We start from the raw sequence: 20636 nt of genomic DNA, 5'->3' as shown, positions 1-20636 counted from the left end.
CCAGCAAGGAGTGCGCAAATGGGTTATCGGGTAGTCGTGGTCGGTGCGACCGGGAATGTCGGGCGTGAAATGCTCAACGTGCTGGCAGAGCGCGAGTTTCCGATCGACGAGCTGGCCGCAGTCGCCAGCCCGCGCTCGACCGGGGACGAGATCGAGTTCGGCGAGACCGGCAAGATGCTCAAGGTCAAGAATATCGAGCATTTCGATTTCACCGGCTGGCACATGGCGCTGTTCGCCGCCGGGTCCGACGTTTCGAAGGTCTATGCTCCCAAGGCGGCGGCGGCGGGCTGCGTGGTGATCGACAACTCCTCGCTCTACCGGATGGACCCCGATGTGCCGCTGATCGTGCCCGAGGTGAACCCCGATGCGATCGATGGCTACACCCGCAAGAACATCATCGCCAATCCCAACTGCTCGACCGCGCAGATGGTTGTCGCGCTCAAGCCCTTGCACGATGCCGCCCGGATCAAGCGCGTGGTGGTGGCCACCTATCAGTCGGTGTCCGGTGCCGGCAAGCAGGGCATGGACGAACTGTTCGAGCAGAGCCGCAACATCTTTGTCGGCGATCCGTCCGATCCGAAGAAGTTCACCAAGCAGATCGCCTTCAACGTGATCCCGCACATCGACAGTTTCCTGGACGATGGTTCGACCAAGGAAGAATGGAAGATGGTGGTCGAAACCAAGAAGATCCTCGATCCCAAGATCAAGGTCACCGCCACCTGCGTGCGGGTGCCGGTCTTCGTCGGCCACAGCGAGGCGATCAACCTGGAATTCGAGGACGAGATTTCAGCCGAACAGGCGCAGAAGCTGCTGCGCGAAGCGCCTGGCGTGATGCTGGTCGATAAGCGCGAGGATGGCGGCTATGTCACCCCGATCGAATGCGTCGGCGATGGCGCGACTTTCGTCAGCCGGGTGCGCGAGGACCCGACGGTCGAAAACGGCCTGGCGCTGTGGTGCGTATCGGACAACCTGCGCAAGGGCGCAGCGCTAAACGCAGTGCAGATCGCGGAGTTGCTTGGCCGGCGGCATTTGCAGCAGGGGTAGGGTGATGTCTGCAACGCTGAGCGGTGGGTGCCTTTGCGGTGCAGTGCGCTACACCGTTGAGCAGTCCGTCAGATTCGACGCCTATGCTTGCCATTGCACCGATTGTCAGACCCGCAGCGGCAGCGCGTTCGGCATCCAGCAGAGCGTTATGGCTAACGACCTGACAGTTGAGGGCCCACTGATTCGCGGCGAGCATATCCAGCCGAGCGGTGCTGTCGCGGGGATCTACGCCTGTGAGAAGTGCCTGACCCGAATCTATACGGACAACAACAACAGACCTGGGATCGTCAATTTGCGGGCCGGAACTCTAGATACCAGCTACCATCTGGTTCCGGGAGCGCACCTCTGGACAGCCAGCAAGCTGCCATGGGTGGTGATACCCGATGACGCGATCAACCTGCCGGGACAGCCTGCTGATCAGGTGGGCTGGATAGAAATCCTGAAACCGACCCCAGTCGAAAGTAATGGCTGAGGCCCCGCTCCACCGCATTTCAGGCCGCTTCTGGCGGGCCATTGCTGCGGGGCGAGCGAACGAGGTCCTCGTTCCGCCGGGGCCGGACAGTGCCGGGCGCTATCACCGGCCGGGGCAACCGGCGCTCTACATTACGCCCGAGGCGGACTGGGCCACGATCGCGATTGGGCGATATCTGTTGGCCGACGGGATTGCGCGGGTGGTGGTGCCGCTGGAGCTCGATGGAGCAGAGCTGTTTGACCAGCGCGACCCCGCCGCCTGCGCCGCGCTAGGGATCGATCCGGAGCGATCGCAGGTGCGCTGGAACGATGAACTGGCTGCCGGGCGTGAGCCGCCATCGTGGCTGGCCTCCGATGCGGCGCGGGCTGCGGGCGCGCAAGGGATCATCGATGTCTCACGCGGGATCGCGGGCGGCTGGCATGCCTGCCTGTTCGCGTGGAATGTGCCTGGTGCGCCGCAACTGCGGGTAGCCGGCGATCCGCTGCCCTGCGATTACTGGCCCGCGCGCGATCTCTGGCCGGCTCCCGCCGGCTGGGCGCTTCCCTCGCACCTTACGTCGCGCTAGGCTGCGCGCCATGACCCAGACCATGACCGGCGGCTGCCAGTGCGGCCGCGTTCGCTACAGTGTCGAGATCGACAGCGACGACGCCTATTGGTGCCATTGCCGGATGTGCCAGAAGGCCACCGGCGGGATCGCGGCGGCCTTTGTCGAGGTGTTGGCGGGCAAGATCACCTGGCTATCGGGGCCGGAATGGTATCAAAGCTCGCCGGTGGCGCACCGGCCGTTCTGCTCGGCATGTGGCACACCGTTGGGCTTTGCCTGGATCGACGGAACCGGAGGGCAGGACCTGACGGTCGGCAGTTTCGACGATCCTTCGCGGTTCAAGCCGGTTGCGCATGCCGGAAGCGAATCAATCCATGAGGCCTGGCTCGATACGAAGGACCTGCCGCGGCACACCTCGGGAACGACCGAAAGCGTCGTCAAGCGCTGGCAGGCGGCAGGGCTTGAGGTGCCCGAATGATCACTGAATTCTTCCCCGGCTTCGATGGCGCGCGGCTGGCGCTGCACCGGATGGGCACCGGGCGGCCACTGGTCATGCTGCACGGGCTGTTTTCCAGCGCGGAGATGAACTGGGTCAAATGGGGGCAGGCTGAGCTGCTGGCGGCGGCGGGTTTCGAATGCCTGATGCCGGATTTGCGCGCCCATGGCCACAGCGCCGCGCCGCACGATCCCGCCGCCTATCCTGACGATGTGCTGGCCAAGGACCTGGCCGCACTGATCGCGCATCTGGGCCTGACGGACTATGACCTGTGCGGTTTTTCGCTGGGCGCGCGCACTTCGGTGCGGGCCGTCATCAGGGGCCTCAGGCCGCGCCGGCTGGTGCTGGGCGGGATGGGCTTGCAGGGTCTGGCCGGATGGACCGGGCGCGGCGCCTTCTTCATCGATGCGATTGACCGGTTCGACAGCGTCAAGCACGGCGATCCGGCCTTTCCCGCGGTCTCGTTCATGAAGACCATGAAGGTCGATCGCGTCGCGACCCGGATGCTGCTGGGCACCTTTACCGATACGCCGCCTGAAGCGCTGGCCGCGCTCAGCATGCGCACGCTGATCGTCAATGGTGAGCAGGACCGCGACAACGGCGATCCCCAGGCCCTGACCGACACGCTGCCCGATGCGGTCCACGTGATTGTGCCGGGGACGCACATGAGCTGCGTGACCAAGCCCGATCTGGGGCTGGCGATCCGCGATTTCCTGCTTACCTGAACGGCGGCTCGTTGAAGGCCCGCAGCTTGCGGCTGTGGAGGCGTGAGCCTTGCGCGCGCAGCAGATCGACCGTGGTGGTGCCGATCAGGAGGTGCGAGGCAATGGTTTCCTCATAGAACCGGTTGGCCTGCCCGGGCAGCTTGAGCTCGCCGTGGAGCGGCTTGTCCGACACGCACAGCAGGGTGCCGTAGGGCACGCGGAAGCGGTAACCCTGCGCGGCGATGGTGGCGCTTTCCATGTCGATCCCGATCGCCCGGGCCAGCGAGAGCCGGCGCGAACTGTTGGTGAACTGCAGTTCCCAGTTGCGATCATCGGTGGTCGCGACAGTGCCGGTGCGCATCCGCTTCTTGAGGTTGGCGCCGATATCGCCGCTGACCATCTCGGCCGCCTGGGCCAGCGCAATCTGCACTTCGGCGATCGCCGGGATCGGGATTTCGGGCGGCAGCACGGTATCAAGCACATTGTCGTCGCGCAGATAGGCGTGAGCGAGCACGAAATCGCCGATCCGCTGGGTATCGCGCAGGCCGCCGCAGTGGCCGATCATCAGCCAGGCTTCGGGGCGCAGCACTGCCAGGTGATCGCAGATCGTCTTGGCGTTGGAGGGGCCGACCCCGATGTTGACCAGGGTAATGCCCGACTGGTCATCGCGGCACAGGTGATAGGCCGGCATCTGATGGCGCCGCCAGGCGGTATCGGACAGCAGCGCGCGGGCATCGTCGGTCTTTTCTTCAACCATCAGGCCGCCGGCACCGGACAGGCGGGTATAGCCATCGGTGCCCAGCATCTGGCCAGCCCAGTCAACGAATTCATCGACATAGCGGTGATAGTTGGTGAACAGCACGAAACGCTGGAAATGCTCAACCTGGGTGCCGGTATAGTGCGCCAGGCGGGCCAGGCTGAAATCGGTGCGCAGGCCATCGAACAGCGCCAGCGGGATCAGGTCTTCATCGTCGTCGAGGATGATCCCGTCGGCCAGTTCATCGCCGATCGCGGCAAGTTCGGTTGACGGGAAGTGCCGCGCCAGATCCTGCGGGCTGATCGAACCCAGCGTCGCGCTGGCGTCGATCACATAAGGGAAGGGGATTTCCTGGGTTGAACGGCCAACTTCGACATCGATCTCGTAATCGTCGGCCAGCAGCGCCAGCTGTTCGGTCAGGTAGCCGGCAAACAGCGCCGGGCGGGTGACGGTGGTGGCGAAAGTGCCCGAATGGGCCAGCCGGCCAAAGGCGCGGGCCAGATCGGGGCGGGTTTCGACGCCTTCGTAGTGGATCCTGAGTTCGGGATAGCACCACGCGCATTCGCTGCGCCGGCCGGGAGGTGGAAGGGTGCCGTCCTTGGCAAATGCGGCGATATCGCTGCGCAGGGTTGAAACGGCTTGTTCGTAAACGCGGACCAATTCCGCGATGATCTTTTCTGTCTTTTCCATCGCGGGCCTATATCCGCAATTGTGTGTCATTTCAATGACGCAAACGAAAAGGGGGCGCCGAAGCGCCCCCGATCCGGTGCAGAAGTGGCTGAAAGGCTTAGCCTTCGGCCTCTTCCGAAGCTTCGTCGGCAGCCGGAGCTTCGGCGGCGGGAGCCGCTTCTTCTTCGGGCAGTTCGCCGTTGCCGGCTTCGAATTCGCTGGCCGCATCAGCCGCGGCTTCGTCTTCGAACATCGCCTTGATGACATCGACGCCGGCAGCCTGCTGTTCGGCTTCGTCAGGCGAACGCGCGACGTTGACCTTGACGGTCACGGCCACTTCGGGGTGCAGCGCAACCTTGACTTCGAACACGCCGATGGTCTTGATCGGGCGTTCAAGCACGATCATCGCCTTCGACACTTCGGCGCCATCGGCATTCAGCGCATCAACGATATCGCGCACCGAAACCGAGCCATAGAGATGGCCGGCGTTCGACGAGGCGCGGATCAGCACCACCGACTTGCCGTCGACGTTCAGGGCGTGCTTTTCGGCATCGCCACGACGCGCGTCGTTGTCGGCAACGATCTTCGCCTTGTTGGCTTCGAAGACCTTGCGGTTGGCTTCGTTGGCGCGCAGCGCCTTCTTGTTGGGCAGCAGGTAGTTGCGGGCGAAGCCGTCCTTGACGGTCACCACGTCGCCGATCGTGCCCAGCTTCTCGATCCGTTCGAGGAGGATGATTTCCATGGTCCTTCTCCCCTTACTTCACGAGGTAGGGCAGCAGGCCCAGGTGCCGGGCGCGCTTGATCGCCTGACCCAGTTCGCGCTGCTTCTTGGCGGAAACGGCGGTGATGCGCGAAGGCACGATCTTGCCGCGTTCGGACATGTAACCCTGGAGCAGGCGCGTGTCCTTGTAATCGATCTTCGGCGCTTCCTTGCCCGAGAAGGGGCAAGACTTGCGGCGGCGGAAAAATGCGCGGGCCATCTCTTAGAACTCCTCGCGTTCGCGGCGCTTGGTGCGCTCACGGTCTTGCTTGCGCATCTGCACCGACGGGCCGGCTTCATGCTCGTCAACGCGCACGGTCAGCCAGCGGATCACGTCTTCGTTGATCGCGGTCTGGCGCTCCAGCTCGGCAACGGTGCCGGCGGGGGCCTCGATGTTGAGCATCACGAAGTGCGCCTTGCGGTTGCGCTTGATCTTGTAGGCGAGGTTCTTGAGGCCCCAGGTTTCGGTCTTGGTGACCTTGCCCTGGTTGGCTTCGACGATCTCGGTGGCGGTGGCAGCCAGCGCATCAACTTGCGCTTGGCTAAGGTCCTGGCGCGCCAGGAACACGTGCTCATATAGAGCCACGGCAGCTTCCTTTATCTATCTAACCGATCGCTGGCTGATCCGCACGATTGCGGGGCCCCTCCGGCTTTCTTTGATTTCCCTGCTGACGCGGGGAAGTGGCGGCCCTTAGCGAATGGAGAGCGGATTGCAAGGGAAAACGCAGCTTCCCTGCCGTGTCAGTCCAGATCCTTGACCACGACTTTCCAGGCCGCGCCATCATCGCCGGTTGACTTGCCATGCAATATGTAGCGACCGGGGCGGTCCCGATCCATTGCGAAGGTCAGTTCCGAGCTCGACGGCCCCCAGGTAATCTGCCGAGGAGGAGTATCGGCGGAAATCAGCCGGGTGAGTGGAATTGCGACGCCGACCTGATCGCCGCGAGACCAGCACCAGCCCGACATTTCGAATTTCGCCGAGTAATCTCGGTCGTCAAGGTTGAACCGTTCGATCCAGGTCCCGGTGAAATTGAATTCGGCATCGAGCAGGAAGGCGAGATCGAGCTGCGATACCCATTGTCCTTCCTGGGTGGTGGTTGTCGGGATGGTCATGATGCCGCGCCAGCGCCGGGCCAGGGCATTGCGGACGACCGCGCCAAATGGCCCAGGATTGCCGGCCCGTGCAGGCACAGCACCCAGGGTGATTGCGCCGGTTGCTGCGGCGATTCCATGAAGGGCGGTGCGACGTGAAATCAACAAAGGCTTGATCCTGTCCTGGGCTTTTTGCGGGTTCCACCTAACGCCGCGACTCTCCTCCAGCTTGTGAAACCGCGACAACGCGTTCGCCACGCTACACCATCTTCGCAATTTGGCTGATCGAACGGCTTGAACACGGCGGCCAAGTGCAGCACAGGAGCTTAAGGATTGTGACAGGAGATCGCTTTCAATGCCTACCGGCCTGGTTGCCCTGCTCGACGACATTTCCGTGATCGCCAAGGCCGCTGCCGCATCGATCGACGATGTTGGCGCGGCCGCGGCCAAGGCTGGAACCAAGGCAGCGGGCGTGGTGATCGATGATGCCGCAGTCACCCCCAGTTACGTCACCGAGTTCACTCCTGATCGCGAACTGCCGATTATCTGGCAGATCGCCAAGGGCAGCCTGAAGAACAAGCTGCTGTTCCTGCTGCCCGGAGCCCTGGCGCTAAGCGAGTTCCTGCCCTGGGCGATCACCCCGCTGCTGATGCTGGGCGGCCTGTTCCTGTGTTATGAAGGCGCGGAGAAGGTGATCGAGAAGCTGGGCGGAGCCAAGCATGGCGAGACGCTGGGCGATCAGATCACCGATATGGCCCAGTTCGAACAGGAGCGGATTTCGGGTGCAGTGCGGACCGACTTCATCCTTTCGGCGGAAATCATGGCGATCGCCCTGGCCGAAGTGGCCAGCGAGCCCTTGCTCAGCCGGGGGCTGATCCTGGCCATGGTCGGGATCATCATCACCATTGCGGTCTATGGCGTGGTCGCGCTGATCGTGAAGATGGACGATATCGGCCTGCATCTGGTCGAAAAGCGCTCAACCAGAGTTGAGAAGCGCATCGGCACGCTGCTGCTGCACGCAATGCCCAGGCTGCTGGTCGTGCTGTCGGTGGTGGGTACGCTGGCCATGTTGTGGGTTGGCGGTGGGATCATCCTGCATGGCAGCCACGAACTGGGCCTGCATGGCCCGAGCGAAACCGCACATACGGTTGAGCACGCGGTCGAGCAGGCGAGCGGAGCGCTGGGCGGACTGCTGGGCTGGCTCAGCTACGCAACTCTTTCGGCAGTGATCGGGCTGGTGCTGGGCGCGGTGGTTGCATTCTTGCTGCACAAGCTGCCTGCCCTGCTGGGGCGCGGGCACGCCTGAATCGCCTTCAAATCCTCGCTTGACCGTCGCGCAGTTGCGCAAGGTCAATGACGGCAATGCTGCACTTGCTAACAATTGCTGCATTGCAAAGGAGAATGGCCATGTTGGCTGATGAAACCGCCCCCAGGATCCAGGAAATGCGCACCCGCACCGGAAAGACGCTGGCCGTCCGGCCCGTGACGGTTGATGACGAGGCGCTGCTGGCCGATTTCTATGACCGGGTCAGCGACGAGGATCGCCGGTTCCGCTTCTTCACCCCGCGCAAGCACCTGACCCACGAACAGCTGGTGCCGCTGGTCGATGTCGATCACTTCCGCACCGAGAGCTTTCTGGCCTTTGACGAAGCCAGCGATGCTGTGGTCGCCCATGCCATGCTGGCTTGCGACGGGCCGCTTGATACCGGTGAAATCGCCGTGGCGGTCTGCAAGAACTGGCGCGGGCAGGGCGTGGGCTGGGCGATGCTCGACGTGCTGGCCCAGGCCGCGCAGGAACGCGGGCTGCGCCGGGTGATCGCGATCGAAGACCGCGAAAACCACGCCGCGATCGAACTCGAGCGCGAAAAGGGCTTTACCCCGCACGGGGTCGAAGACGATCCGCATGTCGTCATGCTGGAAAAGCTGTTGCGCTAGGGCAGTCGCGCTAGGACAGGCGCGCCAGCAGGTCCTTGGCGAACTGGGTCAGGGTGTCGTCGCGGGCACCCATGATCACCACCCGGTCGCCCGGGCTGGCGAGTTGGACAATCCGCGTTGCACAGTCGGGGCGGTCGGGCACATGTTCGGCCTGACCGCCGGCTTCGCGGATCAGCCCGACAATTCGCTCGCTGCCCTGGCTGCGATCGACAGTGCCGCCGAAATAGACCGGATCGCACAGCAGGGTCAGATCATCGGCGCACAGTTCGCGGGCGAAGACCTCGGCCAGTTCGTGGCCCATCTGGCGCAGCGGTCCGTAGCCATGCGGCTGGAAGAAGGCGATCACCCGGCCCGGATGGGCCTTCAGCGTGCGCAAGGTGGCCGCCACCTTGTCCGGATTGTGGCCGAAATCGTCGATCACCGTCACGCCCGATGGGCTGGTGCCGACAATATCGAACCGGCGGGCCAGGCCTGAGAAGCTGCCCAGCGCATGGACCGCCTCGGCCACCGGAACCCCGGCGGCGTTGCAGGCGGCAATTGCGGCCAGCGCGTTGGCCAGGTTGTGGCGGCCGGGCACCTGCAGGCGGAGCGGGATCGCGCTGCCATCGCGGCGATCCTCGATCGTGGCGGCCAGGCTGGTGGCCTGTTCGGCAATCGAGCCGGGACGGACGCCCAGCATGGCTTCACCGCTGTCGATCCCGAAACTGACCAGGCACTGCGCGCGCGGAGCCAGCGCTGCCGCCTCGGCATCGTCGAAATTGACTGCTGCGACTTCGGCTCTGGCCAGAAAGTCGCCAAACAATTCACGCAGTTCTTCCATGCTCTTGTGATCGAGGCTGACGTTGAGCAGCGCCGCCACCGCCGGGCTGTAGAGCGCGATCGAGCCGTCGCTTTCGTCGACTTCGGACACGAACACCCCGCCGTGACCGACCCGCGCGCTGGCAAAGGGCGCGTCAGGACCGACGAAATTCTTCATCACCGCGCCGTTCATGATCGTCGGGTCGCGTCCGGCCTGTTGCATGATCCAGCCAGCCATCCCGGTGACCGTGCTCTTGCCGCTGGTTCCGCCGATGGCGATCCCGGTCGGGGCGGCGTTGAACAGACGCGAAAGCAGCTCGGCCCGGCTCATCCGCGGGCAGCCGAGTTCGCGGGCACGGACTATTTCGGGCACGGTCTCTTCAACCGCCGCCGATGCCACCAGCGTCTGCGCGGGTGAGGTTACCCCGCTGCCATCCTGCGCAAACAGCTTGAACCCCAGGCTTTCCAGCCAGGCGAACTTTTCCGGGGTGCGGCCCTGATCGCGGCTGCGATCCGATCCCGCCACCTCGGCTCCGGCGCCTTTCAGGATCAGGGCCAGCGGCAGCATGCCCGATCCGCCGATGCCGCAGAAAAACCAGGGGTGGGAAGTAAGTTCGCTCATCTCGCTTCCGGTATGCGGCATTGCTTGCGAGCGCAACCGGGTTAGAAGGAGCCATGCCCCGGATTGCGATATGCGCCCCCTCACGCTCGATAACCGAAGAGGATGCCGCGCGCGTCACCGCGCTGGCGCTCGAATTTCCGGGGCTGGAACTGCACTTTCATCCGCAATGTTTCCGGACCCAGGGCCATTTCGCCGGCAGCGATGCCGAACGGATCGCCGCGCTGGTCGAATGCGCCAACGATCCCATGTTCGATGCGGTCTGGTTCGCACGCGGCGGCTATGGCGCGGCGCGGGTGGCAGAGGATGCCATCGCGCAGATGGGGCGTGAGGCTGACCGCAAGACCTTCCTGGGCTATTCCGACGGCGGCGTGATCCTGGGCGGGCTTTACGCCGCCAAGCTTGGCCGCCAGGTTCACGCGCCGATCCCGGTCGATATTCGCCGCGAAGGGGGAGAGGCTGCGGTGCGGCGCACGCTGGGCTGGCTGGCGGGAGAGCGGACCGGGCTTGAACCTTCGCTCGATCATCATCCCACGGTGGCCTTCAACCTCTACAATCTGGCGATGATCTGCGGCACCCGGCTGATGCCGGGGCTGGCCGGGCATGTGGTGATGGTCGAAGAGGTTTCGGAATATCTCTATTCGGTCGATCGGCTGTTCTTTCACGCTACGGCACATCTGGGCGGGATTGCCGGGCTGCGGCTGGGCCGGATCAGCAATGTCCCCGAAAACGATGCGCCGTTTGGCCATGACGTTGAGGACATCGCCCGGCACTGGTGTGCGCGTCATGCGATCCCCTTCTTGGGGAGAGCCGACATCGGCCACGATATCGACAACAAGATCGTGCCTTTCGGGGTTGCAGGCGAGGCCGCTTGGACATAACCGCGCCGGCCAGAGCGGAGGTAAGTGATGAGAGCATTCGTTTTTCCGGGGCAGGGTAGCCAGAAGGTTGGCATGGGGGTGGAACTTGCCGCAGCCAGTGCCGTGGCCCGCGAAGTGTTCGAGGAAGTCGATGATGCGCTGGGGCAAAAGCTTTCGGCGATCATGGCAGAGGGGCCCGAGGATGCCCTGACGCTGACCGAGAACGCCCAGCCGGCGATCATGGCCCATGCCATTGCGGTACTGCGGGTGCTAGAACAGGAAGGCGGGATCAGCCTGGCCGACAAGTGCGACTATGTCGCCGGGCACAGCCTGGGCGAATACACCGCGCTGTGCGCCGCAGGGGCTTTCTCGCTGGCCGATACCGCGCGGCTGCTCAAGCTGCGCGGGCAGGCGATGCAGGCCGCCGTACCGGTGGGCGAAGGCGCGATGTGCGCGCTGCTGGGTGCCGATATCGCCAAGGCCCAGGCGCTGGCCGATGCTGCCGCCGGGGGAGAGGTCTGCACCGTCGCCAATGACAATGACCCCGGCCAGGTCGTGCTTTCCGGCCACAAGGCCGCGATCGAGCGCGCCATTGCCATGGTCAAGGACTTCGAGATCAAGCGCGGCGTGCTGCTGCCGGTCTCGGCCCCGTTCCATTGCCCGCTGATGCAGCCCGCCGCCGATGCCATGGCCGCTGCACTGGCCAAGTGCCCGCCGGGGGCCTTGCGCGTGCCGGTCTTCGCCAATGTCACCGCTGCGGCCGTGTCCGATCCGGCGGAAGTCCAGCGCCTGCTGGTCGAACAGGTCACCGGCCGCGTCCGCTGGCGCGAAAGCGTGGTGGCGATGCAGGCTGCGGGCGTGGACAGCTTTGTCGAACTGGGCGGCAAGGTGCTCGGCCCGATGATCGGCCGCTGCGTCAGCGACGTCAGTGTGGCCAGCGTTGTGACGATGGGCGATATCGAAGCGCTCGCGAAGGAGATTTGATTTTCGGAAACGTATCACGCGGAGACGCGGAGGCGCGGAGAAGAAATGGAGATCGAGAGAATCACTGCGGAAATCGTCGACGCTGCAGTGAGGCTGCATCGTGAACTTGGTCCGGGCCTACTGGAATCGGTTTACGAACGTGTCCTTGCCGCCAGTTTGAGCCGCGCCGGATTGCAGATCGACCGGCAAGTGCCGGTCAGCTTTGAATTCGAAGGGATGCGATTTGACGATGCGTTTCGCGTTGATCTGCTGGTTGAAAAGTCAATTGTAGTCGAACTCAAATCTACCATGCAACTCGCACCTGTTTACGGCAAGCAGGTGCTGACCTATTTGCGATTGATGAATCTGGAAGTTGGCCTGCTGCTCAATTTTGGCCAAGCAACGATGAAAGAGGGCATTCGGCGCATAGTGAACAGTCATCCTCCTTCTCACTCCGCGTCTCCGCGTCTCCGCGTGAAATCTGAATTTGGGGAATAGTAGCATGGAACACCGCCTTTTCGACCTTTCGGGCATGACCGCCCTCGTTACCGGTGCCGCCGGCGGGATCGGGTCCGCGATCAGCCATGCGCTGGCGCGGCAGGGCGCACGGCTGGCCCTGTCGGGGACCAACCCGGCCAAGCTGCGCGCTTTTCGCGAGGAATTGAACGACACCTACGGCCACGACCATGTCGAGATTACCTGCGATCTTTCGAACACCGAACAGGTCGAACACCTGGTGCCGGCCACGGTCGATACGCTGGGCAAGATCGATATCCTGGTCAACAACGCCGGGATCACCCGCGACAACCTGGCCATGCGGATGAAGGACGAGGAATGGGATGCGGTGATCAAGATCAACCTTGAAGCCGCTTTCCGCCTGATGCGCGCCGCCTGCAAGCCGATGATGAAGGCGCGCCATGGCCGGATCATCACGGTGACCAGCGTGGTCGGCGCCACCGGGAATCCCGGGCAGGTCAACTATGCCGCTGCCAAGGCCGGGCTGGTCGGCATGTCGAAGTCGCTGGGGCAGGAAGTCGCCAGCCGCGGTATCACCGTCAACTGCGTCGCCCCCGGTTTCATCCGCACCGCGATGACCGAGGTGTTGCCCGATGCCCAGAAGGAAGCGCTCAATGCCCGGATCCCGATGGGCCGGATGGGCGAGGGCGAGGATATCGGTGCAGCGGTGGCCTATCTTGCCAGCAAGGAAGCCGGATACATGACCGGGCAGACCCTGCATGTGAACGGCGGGATGGCGATGCTTTAAGGCCCTTTCCCCTTGATGGGGAAAGGATACGAAGCCTTGGCGCTGCAAGCGCCTAGGCGTAGTTGGAATGGGGTGATGGTGCCGGCAAGGCTTTGGATCGGGCGCGAAATCACCCCCACCCAACCTTCGCCAGGCAGCAAGCTGCCAAGCTTCGGTATCCATCCCCCATCAAGGGGGCGGTGATCATCGTTTTTATCCCCAGATTAGCCCGGTTTTCGTGGGTCCAACCTTGCCGCGAGGCTGCGCATCGCTAAGGAATAACGACCGCAAACCAAGGCGCGCGGGGCGATTCCCCTTTGCGCGTCCCACGGGGATACGAGTCGACCATGAAGGCCACAATCGAACGCGCGACGCTTCTCAAGTGCCTGTCGCACGTCCAGTCAGTCGTCGAACGCCGCAACACCATCCCGATCCTCTCGAACGTGCTGATCGAGGCGGCTGGCGACGGCACGTTGAAAGTCATGGCGACCGACCTTGACCTGCAGGTGGTCGAAAGCCTGAGCGCGGTCTCGGTTGAAGTGGCGGGCGCAATCACCGTGTCGGCGCACCTGCTGTTCGATATCGCCCGCAAGCTGCCCGATGGCAGCCAGGTCAGCCTGGAAACCGCCGACAACCGCATGACTGTGAAGGCCGGGCGCAGCCGCTTCAGTCTGCCGACCCTGCCGCGCGACGATTTTCCGATGATCGTTGAAGGTGATCTGCCAACCACTTTCGAACTGCCCGCAGCAACGCTGGCACAGCTGATCGATCGTACCCGCTTTGCGATCAGCACCGAGGAAACCCGGTACTACCTCAACGGCATCTTCCTGCACGTCACCGACGACGAACTGCGCGCCGCCGCGACCGATGGCCACCGCCTGGCCCGTTTCACGATCAAGCGCCCCGATGGCGCCGAAGGCATGCCCGATGTGATCGTGCCCCGCAAATGCGTGGCCGAACTGCGCAAGCTGCTGGAAGAATCGCTTGATGCCAACGTCCTGATTGATCTGTCGGCCAGCAAGGTGCGCTTCACGCTGGGCGGTGAGAATGGCGTGGTGCTGACCAGCAAGCTGATCGACGGCACGTTCCCCGACTACAGCCGCGTGATCCCGACCGGAAACGACAAGCTGCTGAAGCTTGATCCGAAAAGCTTCTGGGAAGGCGTTGACCGCGTCGCCACCATCGCCACCGAAAAGACCCGCGCGGTCAAGATGGCGCTGGAACCGGACAAGGTCACGCTGTCGGTCACTTCGCCGGACAACGGTACGGCGGCGGAAGAGGTTCCGGCCGACTACAAGTCGAGCGGGTTCGAGATCGGCTTTAACGCCAACTATCTCAAGGACATCCTTGGCCAGATCGAAGGCGATACGGTTGAACTGCACCTGGCCGATGCCGGTGCGCCGACGCTGATCCGCCAGGATGAGAAGAGCCCGGCGCTCTATGTGCTGATGCCGATGCGGGTGTGAGCGAAGGCTCTCCCGCCACGGTCAAGGGCCGCAGTTGCGGTTCGTGTACGCTGTGCTGCAAGGTTCTGAAGATCCCCGAAACCGATAGCGGCAAGGGTGAATGGTGCCGGCACTGCCAGACCGGAAAGGGTTGTTCCATATATGAAAATCGGCCCGATCGGTGCCGGAACTTCATGTGTGGATACCTGGTCTGGGATGCGGTGCCCGATCACTGGCATCCGGCCAAATCGCGGATCGTGATTGTCAGCGAGCTGGGTTTTCGGGTCAACTTCACGGTCGATCCGGGTTCCCCGGGGCGCTGGCACGAGGCGCCGTGGTTCAATGAAATCAAGGCGTTGTCCGTCCTGGCTTTCCAGGAAAACCGCCAGGTGCTGATCACGATCGGCAACAAGGTGGTGGCCATGCTGCCCGATCGCGATGTCGATCTGGGGGCGGTGGCCGAGGATGAGATCGTGATCACCGGCCGTCGCCCCGATGGCACCTGGGGGGCGGCAAAGGTGCACAAGGATGACCCACGGGTGACACACGGAGGCGGGGCCACGGTACCGCTCCATTAATTGCTGAAGGAAACCCAACGATGAGCCGCACCGTTCAGGTCAAGCGCAACGCAATCACCGAAACCCGCATCGTCGCTGCGCCGTTGGCGCCGCTGGGCGATGGCGAAGTGCGGCTGAAGGTTGAGAGCTTCTCGGTCACCGCCAACAATGTCACCTACGCCGTGGCGGGCGATGCCTTCGGGTACTGGAACTTCTTCCCGGGTGAGGGTGATTGGGGCGTGGTGCCGATGTGGGGCCATGCCACGGTGGTCGAGAGCCGCCATCCCGACCTTGCAGTGGGCGAGCGGGTCTATGGCTATCTGCCGATGGCCGAGCACCTTGACGTGCTGCCCGGCCAGGTGAGTGCGGGGGGCTTTACCGACATGGCGGCACACCGCCAGCCGATGAGCCCGATCTACAACCAGTATTCACGCCTTGCCGCCGATCCGGAACACGACCCGGCGCGCGAGGCCGAGCGGATGATCTTTGGTCCGCTGTTCAAGACCGGGTTCCTGATCGAAAGCTTCATGCGCCGCGAGGGCTGGTTCGGCGCCGGGGTGCTGATCTGCACCAGCGCTTCATCGAAAACCGCCATGGCCACCGCCAGCGTGGCGCGCGACAAGTCGCCGGGCGTAAAGCGGATCGGGCTGACTTCGGCGGGCAATGTCGAATTCGTTCGCGCCGGGGGCTTTTATGACGAGGTCCTGGCTTATGACCAGATTGGCGAACTGCCACCGGCCCCTGCCGTGCTGGCGGACTTTGCCGGCAACGCGGGCGTGATCCACGCGGTCCACACGGCGATGGGTGACCAGCTCAAGTATTCCTGCACGGTCGGTGCCACCCATGTCGGCGCCGGGTTCGGGCAGGACAACGGGCCGCTTCCGGGACCGGCGCCGGTGCTGTTCTTCGCTCCGCACCATGCCGTGGCGGCGATCCAGGAACTGGGCCCCAAAGGCTTTGGCGAGGCTGTCGCGGCCAGCTGGGTACGCTTCGTTGGCGAAGCCGGCGGCGCGGTGAAGGTCGATGAACGTCACGGCCTTGAAGCGGCGGCAGCGGCTTTTGTGGCCACCGCCGCCGGCAAGGCCGATCCGGCAATCGGGATCGTTATCCGGCCCTGATCATTCGGCCGCTTCCAGCATCGCCGCCTGCTGCGGTCCGCGGATCAGACCGCCGGGGGTGGCGCCGGTCCATTCGCCGTTCCGGAAGGTGACGACGCCGCCCTTGATCGTGCAGTCATAGCCCTCGGCCTTCTGCAACAGGCGCTTGCCGCCCGCCGGGAGGTCGAACGCCAGCCAGGGCTTGCCCAGCTTGAGCCGGTCCATGTCGATCACGTTGATATCGGCCAGATAGCCGGGGGCGAGCACGCCGCGATCGTTGAGGCCATAGAGCCGGGCGGTGTCATAGCACTGGCGCTTGACCGCCACTTCCAGACTGATCCGGCCATTGGGACGATCCTTGGCACGCTTGCGATCGCGGACCCAGTGCTGGAGCATGAAGGTGGGGCTGGCAGCATCGCAGATCGTGCCGCAGTGCGCGCCGCCGTCTGACAGCGAATTGACCGTATCGTCGCTGCCCTGCAGCGCCTCGAGGAAATCAAGGTTGCCATCGGCATAGTTGAGGATCGGCAGATAGATGAAGCCCTTGCCATCGTCCTTGCACAGCAGGTCATAGGCATATTCGTCGGGCGACAGGCCGGCCGCAGTGGCGCGCGCCAGGATGCTGGCATCGGCGGCGGGTTCATAGTCGAAATCGGGATCCATTTCGTACTGCAGGCCCCAGCCGGCGCTGATCACCATGGCGACGCCCATGATATCCTCGGGCACCTGGCTGTAGTCGCTCGCTTCGGACAGCAACTGCGCCTTGAATGCCGGATCGAGCAATCTGGCCCGCTGCTGGTCCCACGGCAGTTCGGCCACGGTCTGCCAGCTGGGCCGCATCCGGAACGGATGGACCGTGCCCTGCCAGGCCATGATGATCCCGTTGCCGCGCAGCGCGATCGCGGCGACGATGTTGGCGCCGTTGTCGTTTTCGGCGCGCATGTTGGCGATCTGCTCGTCAAGCGGCTGTTCCTTGGCGATCGATTGCAGCGCGGCGAAGGTCACCGGCAGGCCGGTTTCGCGGCTGATCTGGCCCATCCAGCCGAATTCGTTCCATTCGCGCTTCAGGTCGCTGGCCAGTTCGAACACGCCATAGCCGACCTTGCCCATCGCCCGGCCGATCGCGATCAGCTCTTCCTCGGTGGCGGTGGTGCCGGGCACCAGTTCGCCGTCGATCGAACGGTGCAGCACGGTGCGGCTGGTCGAAAAGCCCAGCGCCCCGGCGCGCACGCCTTCCTCGACGATCTTCGACATTGCGGCAATATCATCGCTGGTCGGCACCGCGCCGGGCTTCTCACGCTCACCCAGTACATAGGCGCGGACCGCGCCGTGCGGCACATGGGTGCCGACATCGACAGTGCGCGGCAGGCGTTCCAGCGCGTCGAGGTATTCGGGGAAGGTTTCCCAATCCCACTTCATTCCTTCGGCCAGCGCGGTGCCGGGAATGTCTTCCACGCCCTCCATCAGCGCGATCAGCCATTCGTGCCGGTCAGGCGCGGCGGGGGCAAAACCCACCCCGCAATTGCCCATCACCACGGTGGTCACCCCGTGCCAGCTGGACGGAGCCATTTCCTGGTCCCAGGTCGCCTGACCATCGTAGTGCGTGTGCACATCGACCCAGCCGGGCGCGACCACCTTGCCGCCCGCGTCGATTTCCTGCGCGGCATCGCCATGAACCGTGCCAATCGCGGCGATCAGCCCGTCCTTCACCGCCAGATCGCCGGTAAAGCGCGGCGCGCCGGTGCCATCGACAATGGTGCCGTTGCGGATGATCAGATCATAGGTGGGCATAGGCTCTCTCCGGTTGCAGCGACTCTCGCAGGGTCGCGCTTAACCGGGCGATTAAATCAGAGCCGTGCCCGGCTGGCAAGCGGTGTCAGGATTGCAGGCAACGCCCGCTATTGCCACTTTCGATCGACCTTACCAGGGCTGCGATCGAAGCGGCATGTCGATCCATCGTGATCGGGCAGCCTTGGCGTGGCGGAATTCCGCGTCCTTCCCAGACAATGCCCCGCGAATCCCGATAAAGTTCCGCCGGAAGGGCAAAGCTCCAACCGTTGGCGAGGCGCTTGGGCAACTTGTCGGAAAGATCGCCGCGGGTGGTCTGGCCCAGATGAATTACGTTGGGCAGAGCCCGCATCGCCAGCGTAAAGCTTTCGCCGGCACTGACCGTAACTTCGCTGGTAACCAGCCAGACCGGGCCGCTGAAGGTTGCATGGCCCGATGGCGGAGCGATTGAAAAGTGCTGCCACGGCGCTGCTCCGCCAAATCCGCGCTTGGCATAGACAAGAGTCTCCCGCGTGGCGAACCGGGCAGCGATATGCCGACCGATCGCGTCGTAGCCACCCCGATTGTTGCTGACATCAACGATTACCGCGCTCAATCCGGCAAAATCGCCAAGCGCTTCGTCAAGCACTGCATCGAGTACGGCTGTCCCGGCGGCGTTTTCCTCGTACCCGCCCATGGTCAGGATGTTGAGATAGCCGACCGTGCCGATCCTGCCCCAAAAGATCCGGTTGTTGGCTGCAAGCTTGCCTTTTGGGCCCAACAGGTCGAGCAATTCCTTGCGATACTGTTCAAGCCAAACCCGTTCACGCCGGGCAGGGTCCGGGCCAAAGCGGGGATCCTGGGATAGCTCTGCAAGGAAAGCGCTGGGCCCCGATTGAAAGCTGCGCCCGGCCTGACCTTCTTCACGTTCGAGTTCAACGTGGGCATCCGACAGCGATGCAAGCGGACCCGTCAAGGCATCAAAGCGCCGCGCTTCTTCAAGCGCGTCGGCGGATCGCATTCCCGCAAGAAAGACCGCTCGATCGATTTTGCGCGGTGCAAAGCCCGGATAGTAGGCGGCGAATGTTGCAGCCATGAAAGCCCCGACGGGCGGCGGGGAGCCATTGCACGAAGCCGGAAGCAAGGAGCGCCGGACAAAACGATAACGGGTTTCATTGGGCGCGGGCGTAAACTCCGCTGTGTTCTGCCCGATCAACCGGTAGAAAACGAACAGGGTGTCGCCATCGTCTTGCGGGTCGCGCTGGCAAAGCCCTTGCGCAAAGTTGTAGACCTTGAGCTTCGGACCCGTAAAATCGAGGATCCAGCCATAGCCCTGCGATTGCCAGACACCCTTCAGACGGGCATCCCGGGCCGAAATCGCCGAAAAGGACAGGTTGGACTTTGATGCGGCCCCGCCCGGCGCGACGGCTGTGACGCACAGCATTGCCGCAATCAATGCCGGACGCAGCCAGGTTTGGATCCAGCCCGCAAACCTGCTCATGGCTTGCTGGCCGCCTTTATCATTTCATCAACATCAGTGAACTTTTCGCGCGGGGCACCTTCGCGGGCGCGGGCTTCTTCGGCTTCCTCGATCTTCTTCCAGTCGCGGAAGGTCACGACATCAAGCTTGCGCTCCTCGGCCAGCCTGTCGAAGCCGGGTCGGCCAGCCTTGCCCGAACCCACACCGATATCCTCGGCGATCTTCTCGATCACGCCAAAGCCGTCGGGGCGGTTGGTGCCGATCGTGCCCGACGGCCCGCGCCGGGCCCAGCCGACGCAGTAGAGCCCCGGCAGGATCCGTCCTTCGTCATTGGCAAAGCGGCCGGCGTTCTCTTCAAACGGAACACCGGGGATCGGGCTGGTCTTGTAACCGATGCAGGTGACGACCAGCTCGCAATCGATCGTATAGCTCTCACCAGTGCCCGATGCGCGGCCATTCTCGTCCAGCACGGTGCGTTCGATCTCGATCCCGCTGACCCGGCCATCGCCCACGATCGCCTTGGGGCTGGCGAAGAAATCGAAATCGATCTCGACCGGCTTGTCGCAGCGGAACTCTTCCGGGATCGCCGCGAAGCTGCGCAGATGCTCCACCGATTTGCGCTGGCCCGGTTCAAGGAACAGGTCCTCTTCCACATCGGGCAGGTCGGCCGGATCGACCCGCGGGCAGCCGCGCGTCAGATGGGCCAGTTCGCCCAGTTCCTTCGGCGTCATCGCGATCTGGTGCGGCCCGCGCCGGCCCAGGATCACCACGCGTTCGATATGCGACTTCTGCAAGGCATGCAGCGCGTGGGCAACGATATCGCTGCCGGTGAATTCGGCGGCGGTCTTGGTCAGGATCCGCGCCACATCCAGCGCGACATTGCCGTTGCCGATCACCACTGCGGTCCTGCCGGTCAGGTCCGGGTTGAGCTTCGCGAACTGCGGGTGGCCGTTGTACCAGCCGACAAAGGCCGCGCTGCCGAAGACGTTTTCCAGACCTTCCCCTGGGATCCCGGCGGGCTTGTCGTTGGGGGCGCCGGTTGCCAGCACCACTGCATCGTAGAGTCCCTGCAGTTCGGCAATGGTGATGTCTTCGCCCACCGTGACATTGCCGACGAAACGCACATTGTCGAGCTGGGCGGTGCTTTCATAGCGCCGCGAGACGCCCTTGATCGACTGGTGATCGGGCGCCACCCCGGTGCGGATCAGGCCATAGGGGACCGGCAGCAGATCGAAGATATCGACGCGTACATCCTCGCCCCACTGCTTCTGCGCGGCCTCGGCCGTATAGTACCCCGCGGGACCCGAACCGATGATCGCGATATGGCGCATGGA

At 63.8% G+C, this 20636-nt stretch carries 23 protein-coding genes; 14 read left to right on the top strand and 9 right to left on the bottom strand.

Translation table 11 applies throughout. The features are described from left to right. The first annotated feature begins 18 nt into the window (after positions 1-18). The 5 genes from IT549_RS14315 to IT549_RS14295 are packed head-to-tail and all read left to right on the top strand — an operon-like array spanning position 19 to position 3281. Positions 19-1044 (top strand): aspartate-semialdehyde dehydrogenase, encoded by a 1026-nt coding sequence (locus tag IT549_RS14315; RefSeq protein WP_292974269.1) that lies wholly within the window; start codon positions 19-21, stop codon positions 1042-1044. A 4-nt stretch (positions 1045-1048) separates the two neighbouring features. Continuing rightward, a complete protein-coding gene (locus IT549_RS14310; protein WP_292974267.1) occupies positions 1049-1516 on the top strand; it encodes a GFA family protein in 468 nt (155 codons plus the stop codon). After that, a complete protein-coding gene (locus IT549_RS14305; protein WP_292974266.1) occupies positions 1509-2081 on the top strand; it encodes an RES domain-containing protein in 573 nt (190 codons plus the stop codon). Before IT549_RS14310 ends, IT549_RS14305 begins: the two co-directional genes overlap by 8 nt. A gap of 10 nt (positions 2082-2091) precedes the next feature. After that, positions 2092-2538 (top strand): GFA family protein, encoded by a 447-nt coding sequence (locus IT549_RS14300; RefSeq protein WP_292974265.1) that lies wholly within the window; start codon positions 2092-2094, stop codon positions 2536-2538. Beyond that, positions 2535-3281 carry an alpha/beta fold hydrolase gene (locus tag IT549_RS14295; RefSeq protein ID WP_292974264.1) on the top strand — a complete coding sequence of 249 codons (747 nt, stop codon included), beginning with the start codon at positions 2535-2537 and terminating at the stop codon, positions 3279-3281. The genes IT549_RS14300 and IT549_RS14295 overlap by 4 nt, the downstream gene beginning before the upstream one ends. Here IT549_RS14295 and IT549_RS14290 read toward each other — a convergent pair. The 5 genes from IT549_RS14290 to IT549_RS14270 all read right to left on the bottom strand — a co-directional run bounded on the left by IT549_RS14290 (position 3274) and on the right by IT549_RS14270 (position 6559). After that, a complete protein-coding gene (locus IT549_RS14290; protein WP_292974262.1) occupies positions 3274-4707 on the bottom strand; it encodes an AMP nucleosidase in 1434 nt (477 codons plus the stop codon). The genes IT549_RS14295 and IT549_RS14290 overlap by 8 nt on opposite strands. Before the next feature lie 97 nt (positions 4708-4804). Further along, positions 4805-5428, bottom strand: a complete 624-nt coding sequence (gene rplI / locus IT549_RS14285; protein WP_292974260.1) for a 50S ribosomal protein L9 — start codon at positions 5426-5428, stop codon at positions 4805-4807. A gap of 13 nt (positions 5429-5441) precedes the next feature. Beyond that, complete coding sequence (rpsR, locus tag IT549_RS14280; RefSeq protein ID WP_292974259.1) at positions 5442-5666, bottom strand: 30S ribosomal protein S18; 225 nt, start codon at positions 5664-5666, stop codon at positions 5442-5444. Between the two features lie 3 nt (positions 5667-5669). Then, positions 5670-6032 (bottom strand): 30S ribosomal protein S6, encoded by a 363-nt coding sequence (gene rpsF / locus IT549_RS14275; protein WP_292974257.1) that lies wholly within the window; start codon positions 6030-6032, stop codon positions 5670-5672. A 155-nt stretch (positions 6033-6187) separates the two neighbouring features. Next, complete coding sequence (locus tag IT549_RS14270) at positions 6188-6559, bottom strand: hypothetical protein (RefSeq protein WP_292974255.1); 372 nt, start codon at positions 6557-6559, stop codon at positions 6188-6190. A 334-nt stretch (positions 6560-6893) separates the two neighbouring features. Between IT549_RS14270 and IT549_RS14265 the strand changes: the two genes are divergently transcribed. Continuing rightward, positions 6894-7844 (top strand): DUF808 domain-containing protein, encoded by a 951-nt coding sequence (locus tag IT549_RS14265; RefSeq protein ID WP_292974253.1) that lies wholly within the window; start codon positions 6894-6896, stop codon positions 7842-7844. Positions 7845-7945: 101 nt separating this feature from the next. After that, on the top strand, positions 7946-8473 hold the full coding sequence (locus IT549_RS14260) for a GNAT family N-acetyltransferase (RefSeq protein ID WP_292974251.1): 528 nt from the start codon (positions 7946-7948) through the stop codon (positions 8471-8473). 10 nt (positions 8474-8483) lie between these two features. Here the strand turns inward: IT549_RS14260 and IT549_RS14255 are convergent, their stop codons facing one another. Continuing rightward, positions 8484-9893, bottom strand: coding sequence for a Mur ligase family protein (locus IT549_RS14255; RefSeq protein WP_292974249.1), 1410 nt, complete (start codon positions 9891-9893; stop codon positions 8484-8486). Positions 9894-9946: 53 nt separating this feature from the next. Between IT549_RS14255 and IT549_RS14250 the strand changes: the two genes are divergently transcribed. The 7 genes from IT549_RS14250 to IT549_RS14220 all read left to right on the top strand — a co-directional run bounded on the left by IT549_RS14250 (position 9947) and on the right by IT549_RS14220 (position 16076). Beyond that, positions 9947-10771: an LD-carboxypeptidase gene (locus tag IT549_RS14250; protein WP_292974248.1), complete on the top strand. Its 825-nt coding sequence runs from the start codon at positions 9947-9949 to the stop codon at positions 10769-10771. A gap of 27 nt (positions 10772-10798) precedes the next feature. Next, the gene (gene fabD, locus IT549_RS14245; protein ID WP_292974247.1) at positions 10799-11734 is read left to right on the top strand and encodes an ACP S-malonyltransferase; all 936 of its coding nucleotides are present in this window, start codon (positions 10799-10801) and stop codon (positions 11732-11734) included. Between the two features lie 45 nt (positions 11735-11779). Beyond that, positions 11780-12211: a GxxExxY protein gene (locus IT549_RS14240; protein ID WP_292974245.1), complete on the top strand. Its 432-nt coding sequence runs from the start codon at positions 11780-11782 to the stop codon at positions 12209-12211. Between the two features lie 4 nt (positions 12212-12215). Next, positions 12216-12977, top strand: coding sequence for a 3-oxoacyl-ACP reductase FabG (gene fabG, locus IT549_RS14235; protein WP_292974243.1), 762 nt, complete (start codon positions 12216-12218; stop codon positions 12975-12977). A gap of 326 nt (positions 12978-13303) precedes the next feature. Then, complete coding sequence (dnaN, locus tag IT549_RS14230; RefSeq protein ID WP_292974241.1) at positions 13304-14422, top strand: DNA polymerase III subunit beta; 1119 nt, start codon at positions 13304-13306, stop codon at positions 14420-14422. Positions 14423-14595: 173 nt separating this feature from the next. Beyond that, positions 14596-14979, top strand: coding sequence for a hypothetical protein (locus tag IT549_RS14225; RefSeq protein ID WP_292974240.1), 384 nt, complete (start codon positions 14596-14598; stop codon positions 14977-14979). A 20-nt stretch (positions 14980-14999) separates the two neighbouring features. Then, positions 15000-16076 (top strand): DUF2855 family protein, encoded by a 1077-nt coding sequence (locus IT549_RS14220; protein ID WP_292974239.1) that lies wholly within the window; start codon positions 15000-15002, stop codon positions 16074-16076. Here the strand turns inward: IT549_RS14220 and IT549_RS14215 are convergent, their stop codons facing one another. The 3 genes from IT549_RS14215 to IT549_RS14205 form a co-directional block, all read right to left on the bottom strand. Next, positions 16077-17846, bottom strand: coding sequence for a D-aminoacylase (locus IT549_RS14215; protein WP_292974238.1), 1770 nt, complete (start codon positions 17844-17846; stop codon positions 16077-16079). A gap of 85 nt (positions 17847-17931) precedes the next feature. Next, on the bottom strand, positions 17932-19323 hold the full coding sequence (locus tag IT549_RS14210) for a S41 family peptidase (protein ID WP_292974237.1): 1392 nt from the start codon (positions 19321-19323) through the stop codon (positions 17932-17934). After that, positions 19320-20633: an FAD-dependent oxidoreductase gene (locus IT549_RS14205; protein WP_292974236.1), complete on the bottom strand. Its 1314-nt coding sequence runs from the start codon at positions 20631-20633 to the stop codon at positions 19320-19322. The genes IT549_RS14210 and IT549_RS14205 overlap by 4 nt, the downstream gene beginning before the upstream one ends. Positions 20634-20636 lie beyond the last annotated feature (3 nt).

Origin of the sequence: Novosphingobium sp., assembly GCF_020852455.1 — a bacterium.
Lineage (GTDB): Bacteria > Pseudomonadota > Alphaproteobacteria > Sphingomonadales > Sphingomonadaceae > Novosphingobium.
The sequence above is the reverse complement of the archived record's forward strand: the minus strand, read 5'-3'. Positions and strand labels throughout refer to the sequence as shown.